The sequence below is a fragment of the Rahnella sikkimica genome (assembly GCF_002951615.1).
Lineage (GTDB): Bacteria > Pseudomonadota > Gammaproteobacteria > Enterobacterales > Enterobacteriaceae > Rahnella > Rahnella sikkimica.
In genome coordinates, this window is sequence record NZ_CP019062.1 from 1,043,142 (window position 1) to 1,062,317 (window position 19,176).

At 48.7% G+C, this 19,176-nt stretch carries 18 protein-coding genes; 14 read left to right on the top strand and 4 right to left on the bottom strand.

The window, feature by feature from the left end:
• The first annotated feature begins 40 nt into the window (after positions 1-40).
• On the top strand, positions 41-529 hold the full coding sequence (locus BV494_RS04830; RefSeq protein WP_104921820.1) for an HK97-gp10 family putative phage morphogenesis protein: 489 nt from the start codon (positions 41-43) through the stop codon (positions 527-529).
• A gap of 65 nt (positions 530-594) precedes the next feature.
• Positions 595-1,131 carry a hypothetical protein gene (locus BV494_RS25730; protein ID WP_192938073.1) on the top strand — a complete coding sequence of 179 codons (537 nt, stop codon included), beginning with the start codon at positions 595-597 and terminating at the stop codon, positions 1,129-1,131.
• A gap of 46 nt (positions 1,132-1,177) precedes the next feature.
• Here BV494_RS25730 and BV494_RS04840 read toward each other — a convergent pair whose 3' ends face one another.
• Entirely contained in the window at positions 1,178-2,500 is a 1,323-nt protein-coding gene (locus BV494_RS04840) for an IS4 family transposase (protein WP_104921321.1), read from the bottom strand.
• Between the two features lie 127 nt (positions 2,501-2,627).
• Between BV494_RS04840 and BV494_RS04845 the strand changes: the two genes are divergently transcribed.
• The 12 genes from BV494_RS04845 (at position 2,628) to BV494_RS04905 (ending at position 16,225) form a co-directional block, all read left to right on the top strand.
• Positions 2,628-4,784, top strand: a complete 2,157-nt coding sequence (locus BV494_RS04845; RefSeq protein ID WP_104921822.1) for a phage tail tape measure protein — start codon at positions 2,628-2,630, stop codon at positions 4,782-4,784.
• Positions 4,785-4,794: 10 nt separating this feature from the next.
• On the top strand, positions 4,795-5,787 hold the full coding sequence (locus BV494_RS04850; protein WP_104921823.1) for a hypothetical protein: 993 nt from the start codon (positions 4,795-4,797) through the stop codon (positions 5,785-5,787).
• Positions 5,787-6,902, top strand: coding sequence for a phage late control D family protein (locus BV494_RS04855; RefSeq protein WP_104921824.1), 1,116 nt, complete (start codon positions 5,787-5,789; stop codon positions 6,900-6,902). Before BV494_RS04850 ends, BV494_RS04855 begins: the two co-directional genes overlap by 1 nt.
• Positions 6,903-6,910: 8 nt before the next feature.
• Positions 6,911-7,528, top strand: coding sequence for a phage baseplate assembly protein V (locus BV494_RS04860; protein ID WP_226790029.1), 618 nt, complete (start codon positions 6,911-6,913; stop codon positions 7,526-7,528).
• Positions 7,529-7,646: 118 nt separating this feature from the next.
• Entirely contained in the window at positions 7,647-7,901 is a 255-nt protein-coding gene (locus BV494_RS04865) for a hypothetical protein (RefSeq protein WP_226790030.1), read from the top strand.
• Positions 7,902-7,905: 4 nt separating this feature from the next.
• The gene (locus BV494_RS04870; RefSeq protein ID WP_226790031.1) at positions 7,906-9,033 is read left to right on the top strand and encodes a baseplate J/gp47 family protein; all 1,128 of its coding nucleotides are present in this window, start codon (positions 7,906-7,908) and stop codon (positions 9,031-9,033) included.
• Complete coding sequence (locus BV494_RS04875; RefSeq protein WP_104921827.1) at positions 9,034-9,762, top strand: UCP028438 family phage-derived protein; 729 nt, start codon at positions 9,034-9,036, stop codon at positions 9,760-9,762.
• A gap of 25 nt (positions 9,763-9,787) precedes the next feature.
• A complete protein-coding gene (locus BV494_RS04880) occupies positions 9,788-11,977 on the top strand; it encodes a hypothetical protein (RefSeq protein ID WP_104921828.1) in 2,190 nt (729 codons plus the stop codon).
• A gap of 7 nt (positions 11,978-11,984) precedes the next feature.
• Positions 11,985-12,701, top strand: a complete 717-nt coding sequence (locus tag BV494_RS25735; protein WP_192938074.1) for a hypothetical protein — start codon at positions 11,985-11,987, stop codon at positions 12,699-12,701.
• A gap of 71 nt (positions 12,702-12,772) precedes the next feature.
• Positions 12,773-14,512, top strand: a complete 1,740-nt coding sequence (locus tag BV494_RS25740) for a phage tail protein (RefSeq protein ID WP_192938075.1) — start codon at positions 12,773-12,775, stop codon at positions 14,510-14,512.
• 246 nt (positions 14,513-14,758) lie between these two features.
• Complete coding sequence (locus tag BV494_RS04900) at positions 14,759-15,781, top strand: zinc-dependent alcohol dehydrogenase (RefSeq protein ID WP_192938076.1); 1,023 nt, start codon at positions 14,759-14,761, stop codon at positions 15,779-15,781.
• A gap of 171 nt (positions 15,782-15,952) precedes the next feature.
• Positions 15,953-16,225 (top strand): hypothetical protein, encoded by a 273-nt coding sequence (locus tag BV494_RS04905; protein ID WP_104921832.1) that lies wholly within the window; start codon positions 15,953-15,955, stop codon positions 16,223-16,225.
• A 499-nt stretch (positions 16,226-16,724) separates the two neighbouring features.
• Here the strand turns inward: BV494_RS04905 and iraP are convergent, their stop codons facing one another.
• The 3 genes from iraP to dsbB all read right to left on the bottom strand — a co-directional run bounded on the left by iraP (position 16,725) and on the right by dsbB (position 19,021).
• Entirely contained in the window at positions 16,725-17,066 is a 342-nt protein-coding gene (gene iraP, locus BV494_RS04910) for an anti-adapter protein IraP (protein WP_104921833.1), read from the bottom strand.
• A gap of 138 nt (positions 17,067-17,204) precedes the next feature.
• On the bottom strand, positions 17,205-18,329 hold the full coding sequence (locus BV494_RS04915; protein WP_104921834.1) for an AI-2E family transporter: 1,125 nt from the start codon (positions 18,327-18,329) through the stop codon (positions 17,205-17,207).
• A gap of 161 nt (positions 18,330-18,490) precedes the next feature.
• Positions 18,491-19,021, bottom strand: coding sequence for a disulfide bond formation protein DsbB (gene dsbB / locus BV494_RS04920; protein WP_104921835.1), 531 nt, complete (start codon positions 19,019-19,021; stop codon positions 18,491-18,493).
• Between the last annotated feature and the right edge of the window lie 155 nt (positions 19,022-19,176).

The following is a 19,176-nucleotide window of genomic DNA, read 5'->3' on the forward strand; positions in this document are numbered from 1 at the left end:
GTGTATTCAACTGGGATTCATGGGAATGGGAGAAGCCAGAATGAAAGACTTAAGCGGTTTCCTAGGGGCGGCGCTTCAGTTCGCCGCCTTAGACATCGCCATCCGCAAGGGGATGGAGGATGGGCTTGAAGAAGTGGCAAGGCGCATTGAGCAAACGGCCAAGGATGAAATTGGGCATTACCAACCAGCCATCGGCGGTTTCTCAGAGTGGGCGCAACTGGCAGAAAGCACCGAAGCAGATAAAGCTCGGAAAGGATTTGAACCGAACGCACCACTGGAGCGAACCGGCCAGTTTAGGGAATCTTGGGAGCACAAAACAGAAGGACTTGAAGCTGTAATTGGCTCGAAAGATGAACGAGCACCGTTCTTTGAGTTTGGTACGTCTAAAATGCCTCCTCGCCCGGTATTAGGACCCGCTGTCGCTATCAACGGTAACTTCATCAAGAAGATTATCGGGCGTGCAACGGTTAACGGATTTGTTGGCGGTGCAGCTATCCATCACTCTCTTGGCTACGACGACATTGTGTAATGTTGCTCACTATTGCAGTAGGTCGGTGCTAATATCAGTTAAAAATAACTGATGGGAATAGGGATATGAATAGACAATTTGCTGTAAACGCCATTTCAATATTTTTTTTGAATATTTCTTTTGGTGTATCCCTGTCTTTTGCTGATGGGGGTTCTCAGGGAAAAAGTTATGCAGAAATTTATGCAGAAGATCATGGGACATGCACCGCTCAATCTTGCTCAGCCGGAAAACAAATTAGAGTATCAATTGCAAAAGATGACCCTATGTATGCCTGCGATACAGAAGCAAAATCAATTTATGTAAATACAGTACTAGGGTTAGTTTCTTTTCAACAAAACCTGACAGGCCGGCTTCCAAATATATCCCCTGAAACTGGAGAGCCAGAATACGAAGGTGAGACAAAGCAAATGCTTGATGGTCTCAGAAATTCCGCTGGTGTATCCACCCTTGACGAAGCCGCAGCTAAATGTTTGGAAGGGGCTAAAATAAGAAATAAAAAATTCATGGTACTTAATTCTAAGCATGAATCTGATTATGTTTGGGCGGGAAGCGGGAATATGAAATTGTGGATTCCTTTAACCGCTACGAAACTGTCTAAGTAAAAGTCTGCAATTAAAAAAACCTCGCCTTAGTGCTAATGCCGCTCGCTTAAGAACGAGCGGCTTTCTTTTTAGTTGGATACTTTGCAGGGCGAGCCAGTACTTCTCTTGGATAAGCTGGCCTTTTGCGTTTTTCAGGTAAGATTAATCGCTTACCTGACTCTCGTAAGTCTCTTAGTTTTCTAGGTATTGTTCCCGGCGTTCGCCCTGAACACCACAAAAATTCCTCTTGTATCAGCCGCAATGCATTTATGAAGCTTATGCGCAAAGGGTGGACATTGAAGTCATCAGCCATTCGCCTCATTTCCAATCGAACGAGATTGTAACTAATTAATATTCCCCAAATTTCCTGGTAGATCCCCGCCGGTTTTTGGCTTCTTAAGATATTTGTATTTCCCAACTGACTGCATTTTAGCTCGCTGTAACCTTGTTCTATTTCCCATCTTTCCCAGTACACTTGAATGATGTCTTCGAAAGGATATTTTTCAGGGTCTTTCATTGATGTAATGAATTCTTTTATCTCTCCAGAAGGTTTTATTATCAATACCTTACGAGCCAACCATGTGTGGGGAAGATGCGGGAACTGTTTTCTGGCCTGCGGAGAAACCGGCATTTCAATAAGCTGATCGTATTCAGAATACTGCTCGATAACTTTGTGCCTCATTTTACTTTTCACCGGTGTTAGCCAGTGTGTATTCGCTCCTGCGCCTTCCCAGGAAAGTAAAAGTTCTGCGGAAAAGTAAGCCCGGTCAAAGAGGGTCAGTGAGTTTTCCTGAACGGAGCTAACCAACTGTTGTGCATAATATATTTCGCTGTTCTTTACCGGCCCAAATGCAACATCAGTGATCAAATGACTGCGCGCAGACATAAGCGCAACGAGTAAAACCGAAGGGAATGAGTTACTACCGGAAGCAAAACCAAAGGATTTATTCTCAGGAGTATCCGGGGCTCTGAATTGGGTTCCGTCGACGCTGAATACTTTGAGGCCACATACAAATTTTTCCGTATCTTCTTTGTCCCACTGCTCAGAGGTGGAATAGAAAAGATGTCGAAGGGGCTCGAACCCCAGGCGCTGCCTGGCTTTGACCAGACTACTCGTTGCCATGGGCGAGAAATTACCGTGGCTGTCAGGAAAGGCTAAATCGAGTTTATCGCAGACATCAGAAATAGAACGGTTACGCATCAAAGCAATTCCAAGGACAAGCCAGACGACCTGTTCAGCGGGAAATCTTCGTCTGCGAACAGTCGCTCTGCCGGTTTGACTGAGAGCTTGTTCAATCCATTCGAGAGGAATATTTTTTTGAAAAGAATCAATAGATTCAGGGTAGTTAAATGCGGCGGCAACCTGAAGTTGTTCGGAAAGTAGGCTCATAAGGTGTCTGGCTCAAACGATGTTTGAGCCAGATTGTCGCCTAACTGCAGGATCGTTCAAGTTCTCTTAAACGATCAGCATTACGCCTTAGTGCGGGGTTTTTTATTATCAAACTTCTGGAGTTAGAATGGATATTGAAGCCTATAAGGTCGCGGTGAAGATCTCCCTGACCGAAAATATTACTGCTGGGTTACTCGCCATAAGCAAAGGCTTCAATACTACGAACCAGCAGGCCGCACATTTTGAACAGCAGATGGCGAAAATCGGCAAAATGACTTTAGCAGGTGGGGCGCTTGTTGGCATTGGTCTGGTAATAGCTAAAGGTCTTGATGCAACAATTAAGTCAGCCAAAGACCTTGTGAGAGCACAGAACGACTTTAAAACTCTCAACCTGACTGTTCAGGAAAATGCACAAGTAAACTCGACCGCGCAAAACGTTACACACCAAGTTCTTGGCACGACGATTGCCGGGAATATTCGACTTGTTCAAGACTTGCATACAGCTCTTGGTGATTTACATCACTCAATCGAGCTTGCACCAATGTTTGCCAAGTACGAATCAACCATCGGTATGGCACTTGGCGAGCATGCAAAAGACGGCATGGTAAACGCTGCTGCAAGGGCTCTAGAACACCGTGGCGGCACAGTAGTAAACGACCCTAAAGAGTTTCAGAAAGAGCTTGAATGGATGTCTCAGGTTCAGTTGGCATCAAAGGGGCGCGTAAGCCCGAAAGATTTCCTGTCAGCATCTCAGTCAGGGAAAATGGCCTATACACTGCTTGACCCGAAATACCTTTATGGTGGCTTTGCAGGCCTGATGTCGATGAATGGTGGCTTCCAGTCCGGTACCGCATTGATGACCACCTTCAGTTCTTTGGTTGGCGGTCACATGGACAAAAAAGCGAAAGGTTTCCTTGCAGACATTGGAATGTCAGAAGAAAGCGTGAGCAAGGCGCGCATGAAGATCATGAAAGACGCTATGAAGGGCATGTCTCCGGAAGATCGGAAGATTTACCTGCAAAGCATTGGTGGAGAAAGCTTGTTGAGCGGCGGCCTTAAGCCGGAATATGTGAAGATGTTTGCCAACCCAGACCAACTGGCCGGAGTAATGGCCGAGAAAATCAGGGCGAAATTCGGTGAAAATCTCTCGGATGTCGAAGTTGCAGAAATGATTGCCAAGAACTTTAACAGGAATACCGGCGGGTTCCTTGGTCAGCACATCCTGAACGCCCAAAAGCTCAGAAAGGATGCGGCAATCTTCAGTCATGCTGAGGACTTCAACCAAGGTTATGACACATATTTGAATTCTCCAGACGGTGCGGCCAATGCGCTTTCCGCCTCCTGGACAAATCTTAAAGCGGTATTGGGCATTCAGTTAATTCCCGTCCTGATTAACGTGACAATGGGGCTGGCTAATTTCGTAGACAAACTCAGCAAATTCGCAGAAGACAATCCTTCATTGGTGAAGATCGGCATGTATTCGATTGCCGCCGCCGCAGGGCTATCCATCTTAGCCGGTAGTGTTCTATTGCTTGGTGCAACCATCATGGCCGCACGACTTGTTGGTGCGCTCGGCATGTTCAGCTCTTTTGCGACACTATTAGGCGGACCAGTGGTCTGGGCAATTGTTGCTGCGGCGGGAGCCTCTTACCTTCTCTATAAAAACTGGGACAAAATCAAACCTGAAGCCAAGAAAATGGGGGAGGAGTTTGGTGGGATCATGTCCGACATTTGGAAGCGAATGGAGAAGGTCGGCGAACACATGAGTAACTGGGGGTTATGGGCTTCTCTGGATAACTTCTATACCAATATTGTCAAAGGTTTCAATAATATATTCGATACCATTATCGGGTATATGAACAATATTCCGGGAGTTAACTTACTCACATCTCAGCAAAGTGCCGTGAAGAATCGTGGCATGGCGTTGCTGGGAGATGTGAACAGTTTGACCGGCGGACCTAAGAAACCCAAGGCGCTTGACACTTCTACCTTCGGCGGAAGCTATGCAGATGTGGTCGGTTCCCAAGGGAAGCTCAACTCATCTCAAAGTTACGCAGATGGCTTGAAGGGGATGTATCAGAAGAACTCTGTTCCAGTCCCGAATAAATCATCTCAAACCATTCAGGTCAACAGCACGTTAAATCTGGACGGCAAGCCAATCGCTCAGGCAGTCACCAAGCATCAGACGCGAGAAGCGACCAAAGCCCCATCTGGCCCAAGCGCCTTCGACTCATCCATGCTGATGACGTATCCGGGGCAAGTAAGCGCAGTCTCAACCAACTAACGGAGTAATCATGTCGTTCACAAGCGCACTGAATAACTTCGCACAGGGGTTAGATCCAACTGCCTCTCGCTTAATTCTCGGGGGCTTCGAGTTTCTCGATTTCGAAGTCCCTGAGCGTATCGCGATACCTGGCAAACAGAAGACAGTTCTGCATCAGATGATCGGCGGCAAACGCACGATTGATGTTCTTGGTGTTGAGTATGACCCGCTGTCATGGTCTGGAATTTTTACAGGGGCGCAATCGGGTGACCGGGTAACGCAACTGGAGAGAATGCGAGACGCTGGGGAGCAGGTAACATTGACGCTTGATGGCTACAGCTTCACCGTGGTCATCACCGCGTTTACGCCTACGTATGAGTTTATTTACCGCAGGCCATACACGATTGAAGTGGCCGTCGTATCGAACAACGCCTCACCTCTGCGTGTGGATGTATTAACCGGTGCCCTTGATGCTCTGGTAAACAGTGATGTGGGTACCGCGCTGGGGTTGTCAGATATTATCAACGTTTCTGCGGTAACTTCTGCGGTGACGACTGTTCAATCTGCGGTCAAAGCCGTAACAGACATAGCCCACACCACTGTGGACACCGTTCAGACGATAGTCAGGCCGATAGTAGCGGCGCAGGTCATCGTGCAGCAGACAATCGGACAGCTTGAATCAGCGGCCAACGATATCACTACGCTGGGCGGCCTTGTTCCGGGCAACCCAATTTCAAAAACCATCAACAATCTGCTAACTCAGGCTGATTTAACAACGCGCATCCCTGCACTTTACAGCCTTCAGAGCGTGCTGGGTCGATTGAACAAGAACGTGCAATCAGGGCAAACGGCAGACGGTGTCAAAACGGTAACGCTTAGTGGCGGTAATCTCTATCAGGTTGCATCAGACCAGTATGGCGATGCATCTCTGTGGAGCAGTCTGGCTACAGCAAACAACCTGACAGACCCGCAACTGACCGGAATCAACACAATCATCATCCCATCTAACCCAACGAGCCAATAATGGACGTAAACAATCCGATTATTACCTCCAGCGCCCGCCAAATCAGCGGGCGTTGTCTTTTGAATGGGGTAGAGGTTCCTTTCGTCTCGTTTGATGTTGAGAACAACTCATTCCGAGGTGCGGGAACGTTTAACCTGACCTTGGCAACTTCGGCATTACCGGCAGATATGGGAATGCTGAGCTACTGGGCGGCGCAGACCACGATTAAAGTTGAGCTTTCAGTTTCTGTTATTAGTCAGCCAGGAACGGATGAAAAGCGTCTCATTGTCGGCAACATCGACACCTGGCACTTTGACCCGGCAAGAGTTGAAATAACGGCGGACGGGCGCGACCTTACCGCATTGATGATTGATGCTAAATCAGCAGGTGAGAGCTTCAAGAACTATACCAGTTCGCAGATAGCCACAATCCTTGCTCAGCGGCACGGACTGACGCCAGTGGTCACGGCAACAACTGGCAGGTTTGGCGAATTCTACCAAATCGACTCAGCGCACCTGACAGGTGAACAAACGGAATGGGACTTGATCACCACGCTGGCAGGCATTGAGAACTTCAATGTGTACGTGGATGGCGAGAATCTGGTGTTCGCTCCCGTAACCGACCCGGCAAAAGCTGACAACTATGTGATTCGTTGGCAGCCGCCGGGCGCACTGGCTTACCCCCAGTGCAATATGTCAGAAGACCTTTCGTTCTCTCGTGCGCTGACGATTTCCAAAGGAGTGACGGTAGAGGTAATGAGCTGGAATGCAAAACGAAAGAATAAACAGTTCATGGCTTCATATCCGAAAGTAGCCAAAGGCACCACCCCCGGTAATTCAACAGCCAAAACGCAGGTGTATCGAGTTATCCGCAACGGGTTATCTCCTGAATCTGCTACGGCGCTGGCACAAAAAATCTATCGTGAAATTGTTCAGCATGAGATGAAATTCACCGGCTCAACCGCTGGTGACAATCTGCTTACGCCTGAAACGATGGTGCGCATTGAGGGGACAGCCAGTCCGTTTGATCAACTTTACTACTGTGACAGCGTGCGCCGAACATTGAGTTGGGATACCGGATATACGATGACAATATCAGGGAAAAACCACAGCCCAGCATTGGAGGTTTCACAGTGAGAGCATTAATGAATGCCGTAACTGGCAGGGCACAGCAGGCCAATGCTGGGTTTACCGGCACACGACAGGGAACGGTAACCGCTTACGACCCTAAAACCTACTCAGTCAAGGTTCAGTTGCAACCTACAGGAGAGGAAACCGGCTGGATACCACTGGCGACAACATGGGTTGGCAATGGATATGGCCTCGTTGCCGGTCCAATGCTCGGCGCGGTTATTTCTGTGGAGTTCGATTCAGGAAATGCGAGCAACGGGATGGCAGTTGGTCAGTTCTTCAATGATGTCGACCGTTGCCCAGGTCCGCCATCTGGACAGTTCTGGGTTATCGACTCATCAGGCTCTTCAATCAAGCTCACCAATGACAAAAAGGTAACCGTAACCGATGGTGGCGGCTCAACAGTCGTCATGAACGGCGATGGGACTGGCACAATGAATTTCGCGTCCGGTCTGACGATCAATGCATCAACCACACAGGTTAACGGAAATCTACAGGTTTCTGGAAGCATCAAAGACCAGAACGGCGCTAAAGGTACTGTTCAGAAAATTCGTGACGTATTCGACAATCACGTTCACAACGGCGTTCAGACCGGCAGCGGCTCAACAAATATTCCAACTACTCAGCTGTAGGTGACCCATGTATGACCTTTACCACTATATCGGAGGTGACATTAGCACCTCGCCGACGGGCGACCTGCGCCCAGTTTCTGACACTGAGCGCGGAACTCAGCGTGTATTAAGGCGGCTGATGACGAATCCAGGTGATTATCTGTTCCACCCAGAATACGGGGCGGGACTTGGCAAGAAAGTGGGGGAATCGGTCAACCTAAACGAATGGAAGGCGCTAATCCTCGGGCAAATGTTTCTTGAGGACTCCGTAGCCACAACTCCTGCACCCAAAGTCACTCTGACCCTAATCGATATGGGCGTCAGTTGCTCAATTCAGTACACCGATGCCGTCTCAGGCACTCCCGCAACACTCAGTTTTGACGTGACGAGGTAATCGCGTGGCATCACTAAACATTAAAAGCTTCGCCACTCTGGTGAGCGATCAAGTTACCGCAATGCAAGCAAGTGCGGCCGGACTTGTCGATCTCGCAATCGGCAGTATTTTGCGTGCAATAGTAGAGTCAAATTCCGGCGTGGCGATGTGGATACAACAACTCATCGTGAATTTGCTTGTCACCACCCGCGCAGCAACTTGCTCAGGCGCTGACCTTGATAGTTGGATGGCAGATTTCAGCTTCACCCGTTTATCCGCAGTTCAGGCAACTGGTCAGGTGACATTCAGCCGTTTCACGGCAACCAATCAGGCGTTGATCCCAGTTGGTTCAGAGGTTACGACAACTGACGGAACCCAGATTTACACTGTCACTACCGACATAACTAATGCTGCCTATGACCCTACGCAATTAGGTTATGTCATTGCCGCAGGCGTGAGTTCACTAGCCGTGCCAGTGCAGGCCAATACGGCAGGCGCAGCAGGCAACGCTCAAGCCGGAACAATCACGATCATCTCCGGCTCAATCCAGTACGTAGATACCGTGACGAACTCGACCACATTCGTTAACGGTGAAGATGCAGAAACGGATGATGCTTTCAGAGCCCGTTTTGTTCTCTGGATCGCGTCATTATCCAAGGCGACAAAATCAGCCATCGGATATGCGCTATCCAGCATGCAAAGCGGAGTCACTTACACCCTGACGGAAAACTACGCCTATAACGGAACTGCTCAGCCTGGTTACTTCTATGCAGTCGTTGACGATGGTAGCGGTTCACCAACAACAACCTTCCTCAATCAAGCATACGCAGCTATCGACGCAGTGCGCGGGTTCACTGTGACCTTCGGAGTATTCGCGCCGACGCTGGTTACGGCGAACGTAGTCATGACAATCACAACTGACCCGTCAGCGACTCACTCTGATATCGTGACTATCGTCACTAACGCGCTTCAAACGTATATCGCAAGCCTGTCACTCGGTCAGCTTTTGCCCTATACGCAACTGGCGACCATTGCATACGGAGCAAGCTCTCTCGTTACAAACGTTTCAGCGGTTACCCTCAACAGCGGCACGTCTGACCTTTCAGCCTCGGGCAAGCAGGTTATTCGTGCCGGTACAATATCGGTGAGCTAAATGGCTACAGGTGATCAGGCAGACATCCTCACGCGCCTGAAGGCGTTAATTCCCCCAACATGGTTTGGCGACGACCATCCATTTGTCACGGCAATCCTAACAGCGTGCGCACAATCTCTGGCGTGGTGTTATTCGTTATATGTCTACGCTCAATTGCAAACGAGGATTAGCACGGCGACCGACGGCTGGCTTGATTTAATTGCCTACGACTATTTCGGGAATAATTACGGCAGAACCGCGGGGCAGTCGGATGACGTTTTCAGAAACGCGATAAAAATAAATTTATTCCGTGAACGCGGGACGAGACATGCGATAGAGAAAATTCTTGAAGATTTGACAGGGAATACCCCGTTTATATTTGAGCCGCAAAGGCCGCTGGATACCGGTGCGTATGGTGGGCCAATGTGCGGCTATGGTGTTGCTGGTGGCTACGGCTCTCTGCTTATCCCATACCAAGCTTTCGTTATAGCCTATAGACCCACCGGTACAGGCATCCCATACGTCGCTGGTTACAGCTCCACGCCATCTGGTTACAGCGTTGCATCACGCGGTGAATATGCCTCACAGGCCATGATTACGGGCTCAGTTACCGACGCTCAAATATATGCTGCTGTCGCTTCTGTGAAAATGGAAGGGACTATTGTTTGGGTGAGCATTCTCTCTCAGCCTGATCCAGCCAAACGGCGCATCGGCATTGATTATACCGTCGGACAATCTCAAATTTACTAACTAAATCACTTAGCAGGAGAGTGACATGTCATTTGTTGATGGCGAAATTCCTTTAGCTGCTAAGTTTAATGACTTGGCTACCAAGGATGATTTAAGTGCTGCTGTAACGGCAAAGATTGCAGATATTACTGGCTATCAAACAGCAGCTGAAGTATCCGCTGACCTTGCAGCACAGAACAGCCAAACTGCTCAAAACGCCATGCTATTGGCACAGGCATCTGCGACAACAGCACAGGTGGCTGCGGCAAATGCGCAGTCAATTTCCGATGGCGGTACGACTTACGCAACTTCAGCGGCAGGGATTGCAGCTACCACTTCAGGGCAATACTTTCGCGTTCCGCAGGGAACTGGCAGCGCAACCAGCTTTATTTATTACCAAAACAATGCAGGCGTAGCTGCTCCGGTTGCTCAACAAGCCGGGCAAGCTGCTATGGATGCTGCAACGGCGCAGGTTAACGCACTTAACCTAATTTTGGGGTTAGTAACCCCACCTGGTTATAAAGTTGTCTTCAATGACAATACAGGCAGCTTCTCAGTCGCAATCACTGATACAGGGGTCTTGCAGGCAGGGAATGCGGCTATAACTCTTGCGAACATATCAAGTCTAATAACCTCTTTAGCATCTATAAACTCCGCCGTAATTGGTGGCGTTACTATGGGCACAGATCCGCAAAATAATGCCCTGACAATTTATGATGCGCTTTACCAGATTTGCGTACAGGTTTCGTCCACGGGAGCCCTTTCGGCTGGCACGGCAATGGTGAACAACCTTACTGCCGTGAACAGTCTTCAGCTTCCTGACGGAACAACGGTAGGCAGCACTCTACCAAGCGGATTTGTGGCTGGCTTTGTGGACACACTCTATCAATTATCGGCGGGGTTGAAATCTGACGGCACGTGGGCAATGGGGTCAGGCAGCGCGGTAAATCTGACCGTGACGAACCTGACGGCGGCAAACATCTCGTCTCCAGCGCTTACCGGTTCATCTACACCCAAGACACTGAAAAAGCTTTTGGCTGATATCGTTCACATAGTGAGTTACGGGCAATCTCTGTCATGCGGTATCAACGGCATGCCATTGCAAACGACATCGGCTCTCTACAACGCCATAAAGTTTAACGGCGGCGTACGCTCTCAGGACGGCGGATCGGTATCATCTGCAAACCACGCAAGCTTTCAGCCTTACATCGAGACGTTCGCGACCACGCCTGACGGCGATGGGTATGAAACAGTGCTTGGTGGCTGCATCAAAATGCTCTATGACCTCACTGTGAAAGAGAACTACGGTTTTACTACCACGTCAATGAAGGTTCTGGGGTCAGCGCCGGGTGAGGGTGGTCAGCAAATATCGTCACTCTCACAATACCCCGGTACTTACATGCAGCGGGTAAAAGACGACCTGACTTATGGGTACTCACTAGCACAGGCAGGCGGTAAGACATATGAACCGCTGGCGATGCTGTGGATACAGGGCGAAGCCAATCAGGCCGCAGGAACCACAGCGAGCGACTACATCACGGCGTTTGGTTCGATGATGACGCAGATAAATAGCTTCGCCACCACGGTGATGGGATCAACATTCACCTTCCCAGTATTCACTTACCAGTTTGCTTCATGGATGAACTGGACTGTGAACACGACTTACCCCGTTATCCCGTTAGCACTATCAACGCTGGCATCCACGCGGGCAGACGTCGTATTAGCCACGGCAATTTATATGCTCCCTTACTACGACAAGGCACACCTGACCGGCGTGGGATATAAAATATTCGGGGCATATCAGGGACTGGCAATAAAGAGAACCATTCTTGACGGTGTGAAATTTACGCCTCTTCAGCCAATCGACCATCTCGTTCAGGGCAACTTAATCACTACGCGTTTCAATCCTGTAGGCGGGCTGGTTTTGGATACCTCTCTCATCTCTGATCCGGGTAATTACGGCTTCTCTCTGGTGGACTCTTCAGGCAGCGCACTAACCATTTCTTCAGTGAGTTGCGCATATGACACCGTGACTGTTGTAACTGCGGCTACTGTTCCATCAGGCGCAAAGCTGAGATATGCATTTGTCGGCGGAACGGCGAATACCAACCCCGGACCAACTACCGGACCACGTGGTTGCTTGAGAGATTCGCAGGGCGATACGATTATTTTTGACCCCTCAGGCGTTAATTGGGCGATGCACAATTACTGCATAATTTTCGAATTATCATTGTGAGGTTCACATGGCAGGACTTGGGCTAAATATTCCAGGTGCATCATGGTCTGCTGCAAATGTCATCGGTTCAGTTTACCCGTTGCCATCGATAGCAAAATTGACAACTTATGGCAGTGCAGGTGCAACAGCTATTTTGGGAGCAGCACCAACGGTAATTAACACGCCAATATTGAGCACAAACTATTTCACGGGCAGCGGGAACGGCGGCGGTTATGACACTGGCGTCGCTGATGTAGCCACCAAAACAATCATGCTCCTTTGTAGCCCGGCAGCATCAGGACGATCTACAGGCATGGGGGACTATCAAGGTAGTGGTGTAACCCCTAATGGCGACTGGTTCTTGTTTGATGCCACTAACGGCGCTATCCGTGCCACGGCATCAACAACCACCTCAACCTCTCAGAGCGCCCTTACCACAGCAATCTTCGATGGAAAGTTTTATCTGTGCTTCGCGGATTTCTCTGCAACGCAAGTAACCGTCAGTGTATATAAGGGCGGAACCCTGCTCAGCGGCACCACTCAGACACTGGCAACACGCGGAGTCGCTGCTGTGAACATTCGAATCGCCAGAGATTACACCGCCTCAGATACAAACAACGTCAATGCCAACATCAACATTGCGGCAAGCGGCCTGTGGCCGGGCGTTAACCTCACCACGGCACAAAAATTACAGATGTATAACGTCATGGTCTCTCTGTATTCGAGCAAATTAACCCTCGGTTAAAACCTACTCAGCAAATTGAATGAATCCTATGAACCCGCCTAGTGCGGGTTTTTTCATTTCTGGAGAAATAAATGGATCGCCAAATAATTTACCCTGGGGCTATTCCCCTAGAGACGGATTTACTCAACACCAATAAATACACAATGATTGGCCTTGGCAAACTCTCCGCAGCAATGATGGGTACAAACACCTATCTTCGCGGCCTGATATGCGCACCAACAAGCCCGGCGTCAATGGTTGTTACTGTTGATCGCGGTGAAATCTACAGCGTCCAGAACGTGGACAACACAGCTTACTCATCACTTGCAGCTGACACTGTAAATACCATCCTGAAACAGGGCATCATCCTCAGTCAGACATCATTCACCTTGACCGCGCCGACAACTGCAGGCCAGAGCGTCAACTATCTGGTTCAGGTAACCTACAGCGATGTAGACTCCGGTGCGACCGTGCTGCCTTACTACAACGCTGCGAACCCATCAGTCGCTTACAGTGGGCCAAATGGTTCTGGCACCGCTCAGAACACCGTGCGTTCAGGTGTATGTACGGTCGCTCTCAAAGCGGGTGTTGCAGCTACTACTGGCACCCAGACAACTCCATCCGTTGATACAGGCTATACAGCAGCATGGGTAATTACTGTCGCTCAGGGCGCAACTACCGTTACCGCGGCCAATATCGGTCTCGCAGCTAACGCGCCGTTCTTACCATTAGGCGGCATCGTTGACGCTATTCAAAAAAGCACAATGACGTACGCCGCAGACACGGGAGCAGCAAATGCCTATGTAGCTTCCTATGTGCCTAAATTGCCAACGCTCATCGATGGTATGCGTCTGACGTTTAAGGCTAAAACGGCGAACACAGGGGCATCTACTTTTGCTCCAAATGGCAACACTGCCTATCCGCTTTATTCTCATGCAAACCAAGCATTGCAAGGCGGCGAGATTATTGCTAACGGCCTGATCGAGGTTGAGTGGAATAGCACGCTCACTGCTTGGATTCTTTGCGGAAACAGTGGCGGCTCGCTTCCTGTTGCCCCTGCAACTCAATCAAATCACGCAATCAATTTGGGGCAGGCTCCAACAGTCGTAACCGGTGTGATCGGGCAATCCTCTAACGCAAAGATGGCAGTGGCAACAGTTTCAGCTACTGCGACATTCACCGCTGATGAATTGATTGTTGGGACTGCATTGGGCGGCGCTCAATATCGCCTCGGGAGTTTCAGCAAAACCATTAACTTGGCGACGACCGGCGCGGGCGGGATGGACACTGGAGCGGCTCCAGCGTCTGGCTATGTTGCACTTTATGCGATTTATAACCCGACAACTGGGGCAAGTGCGCTGCTTGCTGTCAACGCCACGGCGGCAGTAGCGCCAACTGTTTACGGCGGCGCAAATATGCCTGCTGGGTACACTGCATCGGCTCTAGTAAGTGTATGGCGAACTGCAAGCTCTCAATTTGTTATTGGTTATCAGCAAGACAGAAAGATAGACGTTGCACGAGCAAATTTATTTCTCGGAACAGCGAATAACGCATCACAAGTTGCATTATCAATCTCAGGGTATGTTCCTATTAATGCTAAAAGTATTTACGGAGACGTTTATTACAATTCCAGCAGTGCCTCGGATTCTCTTTTATTTAGCTTGGCTCCAACTTCTGGGGTCGTCGGGCAATTGTTCTTTAGAGGCGTCCCATCAGCAAACCAAGCGATGTACAAGATAAATCTGCAAGTCAATCAAGCAATATATTACTCAAACACAGGAGCAAGCAGCAGCCCTGTATTCGCAGTATCAATTAGCGGGTATGAAATATAATGGAAACTATTTACGTGCAGTTTTCAGATTCAAGCGAAGATGTAATCATTGCATTGTTTGGGTCGCCGCAGAGCATCGAATACTACCCTTATCAGGGGGAAGTTAACGAATCAGACCCGCGATATGCTGTTTTCTGGAATAGTATTCCAGTCGAATATCAAGCAATGTGGCCGACCCCTTCAAGCACTTGACAACCCATCACTTTCACTTAGTATCAGGTCAAATTCTGATGACTTGGATGAAGAGATGAAAGCAGCTTTTAGACACGGGCTTCGCAATGTGGTTCTCCGTGATATCGACATTCCGGAAGTAAAAAGTGATACTATTTTGATAAAAATCAATATGGTGGGGATTTGTGGGACGGATGTTAGTAGTTTCAAAAAATATCCGGAAAGCTTTTCCCCAGATGGTCACGAGTACTCAGGGACTGTCATTCAGGTTGGCAGCGATGTCACCAACATTAAAGTTGGTCAGCGGGTGACCGCTGATGTCTTCCTTAATTCCATGTGTGGTGCATGCGAGTTCTGTAAACGAGGGTTGCCATTCCATTGCACTAGCAAGGGAAACATTACCACTGGAGGATTTGCAGAATATGTCCTCGTCAAAGCGTCAGCGAGTTTTGTCTTGCCTGATTCAGTTGATGACACATTAGGTGCATTGGTTGAGCCATTGGCTGTCGCAGTTCATGCGGTGAGAAAAATGCAGATTTCCCCTGGTTCCACCGGTGTTATTATCGGCGGTGGAGCGATCGGACTATGTGCGTTAATTGCCGCATTAGATGCTGGTGCCGATAAGGTATATGTAGTCGCAAAACATTCAGCTCAAATTAAATTAGCTCTTGAGTTGGGTGCCACAGATGTATTATCAACAGATGATAATGAAGCTGTGGAAAAGCTAATGCAGAAAACAAATCTTGGCGTCGATTTCGCTATTGAGGCTGTTGGTGGTACTGCTTCGACAATGGATTCTGCATCTAAATTAGTAAGGTCTCTTGGGGTTATTGGCGTTCTCGGCGCTTTTGATTCAGGATATAAAGGGTATGACCTATTTAATTCTTTAATGAAAGAGCATAAAGTTTGTTTTTCTAACTGTTATGGATATTTAGACGGAAAACATGACTTTGAGGTGGCTATCGATATCCTATCACGCCGTGGTAATCTTCTACGTAAGTTAGTAACACATGTGATGAGCATTGATAAGATACAAGATGCTTTTTTGATTGCTGAAGATAAATCCACGGGATCTGTCAAGGTTCACTTAGTACCGTAAACAAATATGAAAAAATTAGGCTGCGCATTTGCACGGCCTAATTAATTTTTATCCTTCAAGCTTTCTTCCCTTCCAGATCAGCCCTCTAAGATTTTCTCCAACAGCAGACCTTCACAATCTAAACTCACCATGATTATACTGTATGCATAACCAGTATTATTTGAGGTGGATATGGGTTCAAAAGAATCGGGATTCGATGTCGTCTATCGAGGCGAGACTCGACAGTGGATAGCTCCGGGAACCTACGTGTTCTTTCAGAGACAGAAAGAGCATGGTGGCGGCTACTGGCTTGGTCAGGTTTACGATGACTGGTTTGGGTTTGTGATGGAGAGGCCGGTTTCTTTGAGGGAGGGGATACATTTGCTTTTGACGATAAAGAGTCAGGAGAAGGACATTATGAAGTTTGATGACAGCATGGATACGTTCATGCTGAAGGGGGAGTGAGATTGTTACGGGGCATATACGGGGCAAAAAATTACCGCAAATCGATGTTACTACGTGTTAAGTAGCGAGTCGGTTTGCGGTAATACTCTGTCTAAACCGTGATTGGGGCTTAATTCACATTATTTCGTAGTTCTGCGGCCGCCTATCATGAATAAGCCAAGCTGGGCGAGATAACTTGCGGAAGTGAAAGAAGAAAGGATTTCCGGCGTGAGGGGTTAGGGCAGAGACGGGGCATGGCCCGCAACGTGGAGTTCAAAATCCTTCTGATTCCCTGCCTCTCCTGCATACGCGTGTGACGATGATTTTACTTAAACACTCCGTAGACTACCGTTCCCGCAATAACCCAGAACGCGACACACCCTGCCACGCAGATTACCCAAACGGCCCAAACGGGGAGTTTGTTTAAACGTTCTAACCCCATATTTGCTATCACCTCTGATTTTAGACATAAAAAAGCCCCGGCGGCCGCCAGGGCGTAATCTCTATAATACATTCATTCTTATATTTCTAACTCGGGTTTCACGCCGTTTAATGCATTCAGTGCCTCAGCGTCCAGTTCAGGGTCGGCTTTATCGATCATTCGCGTAATTTCAATCAGGGCCTGAAAATGCTCAAACAAGAGCGTAGCATCCGACTTGAGCACGTCATCGGCGGAATCCAGTACAGAATTTATCGCTTTATTCACGCTTTCTATGGCTTCCTGCGTGCCCCCGTTCTTACCCACGGTGAGAAACAAGGCGCTCAGCAAAAGCGACTGCGCTTCAACCTGTGCAGTCAGCTGCTTTGCGTCGACTTCCATCCGGGAGATCTTTGCGACCATACTGAGAATGATATTTTTCATTACAACTCCTTCAGACAGAAATGATGAATCGACTCCACATTTCTACGCCAGGTTGGAAAATCTTCAAAATGAAATTTGAAAAAAATGAGCGGCCATTCTCAGGCCGCTCATTTGTCGGAAGTAAAACCTGTCATGCTTTTATGAAGCAGTTTTATCCGCGTCAGGGTGGTTTTTCCCTTCTTCGATAAAGTCTTCGTCAATCATATCGGTATTGTTCTGATGCTCGCGGCCAGAAAGAATATTCCAGCAGGCGATGAACAGGGCAGCAATCAGCGGACCGATAACAAAGCCGTTGATACCGTAGACTTCCATCCCGCCCAGCGTGGTGATCAGAATGAGGTAATCCGGCATTTTGGTGTCTTTGCCCACCAGCAGAGGACGCAGAATATTATCAACCAGGCCGATCACCACGACGAAGAAGACGACGAGGAAAATACCCTGCCACAACATTCCAGAGGCGAAAAAGTAGATCGTCGCCGGCACCCAAATGATTGCCGAACCGACGGCTGGGATAATCGACAGAAACGCCATCAGCGCGCCCCAGAGCAGGCTGCCATCGACGCCTGCGATGTAGAACGCCAGCCCGCCGAGCGCACCCTGTACGATCGCCACCACCACGGTGCCTTTCACCGTGGCGCGCGAAACGGCCGCAAATTTCATGAAAAGATGATGTTTCACATGGCGTGAAAGCGGCAGGGCTTCAAGCGTCAGATTCACCAGATACGCGCCATCTTTAATCAGGAAGAACAGGATATACAGCATGATGCCGAAACCGACAACAAAGCCGAACGTGCTCTTACCAATCACAAAAACGCTGCCCGCCAGATACTGACTGCCTTGTAAGGCGACGTCAGAAAGCTTTTTCTGAATCTCAGCCGTGCTGTCTAAATTATGGTCTGCAAGGAAATGACGCGCCCATCTTGGTAAATGATGGATGGTGTCTGACACCAGCGTTGGCAGTTGTGATTCGTTCCCCTGAAGTTTGGTGTAAACCGTATTGAATTCTATGGCCAGCGAAGAGGTAATAATCGCCAGCGGCGTGAAGACAATCAGACAAATGATCAGCACGGTCAGCAGTGAGATCAGACCGTTGCGGTCACCGACAAATTTCTTCAACCGGTTTTTCAGCGGATTAAAAATGACCGCCAGAATAATGGCCCACAGTACGGAAGAATAGTAAGGCCTTAATACGTCCAGGAAGGCCAATGTGACAATGAAAAGGATCATAATAAAGAAACCCTTTGAAAACCCTTTAACGACCATATTTGTTCCTCTGTTGATCCTTTTAACCTTGCTAGCATAGAACTCATTGGCGGTTTTACAAATGTCGGTTTTTTTTCGCGCAATTAAGGTCTTTAACATTCGCCAAAAAACGCCATAAAAAAAAGCGCCCTGAGGCGCTTTCATCATTGAAACGGAAGGAATTAACGGCCGAACAAATCACGACGTTTTGGTTTAACGAACTGGGCCAGTAAAACCAGGATCCCGATAACCATAAAGACGCTGAAGACAACGACCAGCCACTGAGGCATACCCAGGGACAGGAATTCCCACTGTTTTTCAGCACAATCTCCGCTGGCGATAAACATCCACGGGAACCATTTGTCCAGTGGCAGCCAGGTCGGAAAGCGCGCGGCGAAATCGCAGGTAGCGAACGGAGAAGGGTGCAGCTGGATCATGGTGTGTTCCCATGACAGGCGGATCCCTTCATAGGCACTGTAAAGCCAGATAAGAATACCGGCGTAACGTAACCAGGTCGCCGGAGCGATTGCCCCCACAATACCCGCAGCCAGTATGCCCATCAGCGCACAACGTTCATAGATACACATGACGCACGGTTGAAGTAACATCACGTGTTGGAAATACAACGCAACCAGCTCAAGTGCCAGTGCGGTCAGAGCCATCAGAAGCCATGCCCCGCGGCCTTGTGAGCAACGGTTAAGATATTGCAACATAGAAATTTTTTCCCTGCAGTTAGCTACTGACACGCAGTGTAAACCAATTGAACCCTGCTGCCAGCCTGTCTCCATAAATATTCGGTAAATAATTACTATAAATCGGACAATTCGACTTTAAATTCGGTAATTTTCTGAGTCACAGGTTACGCAGA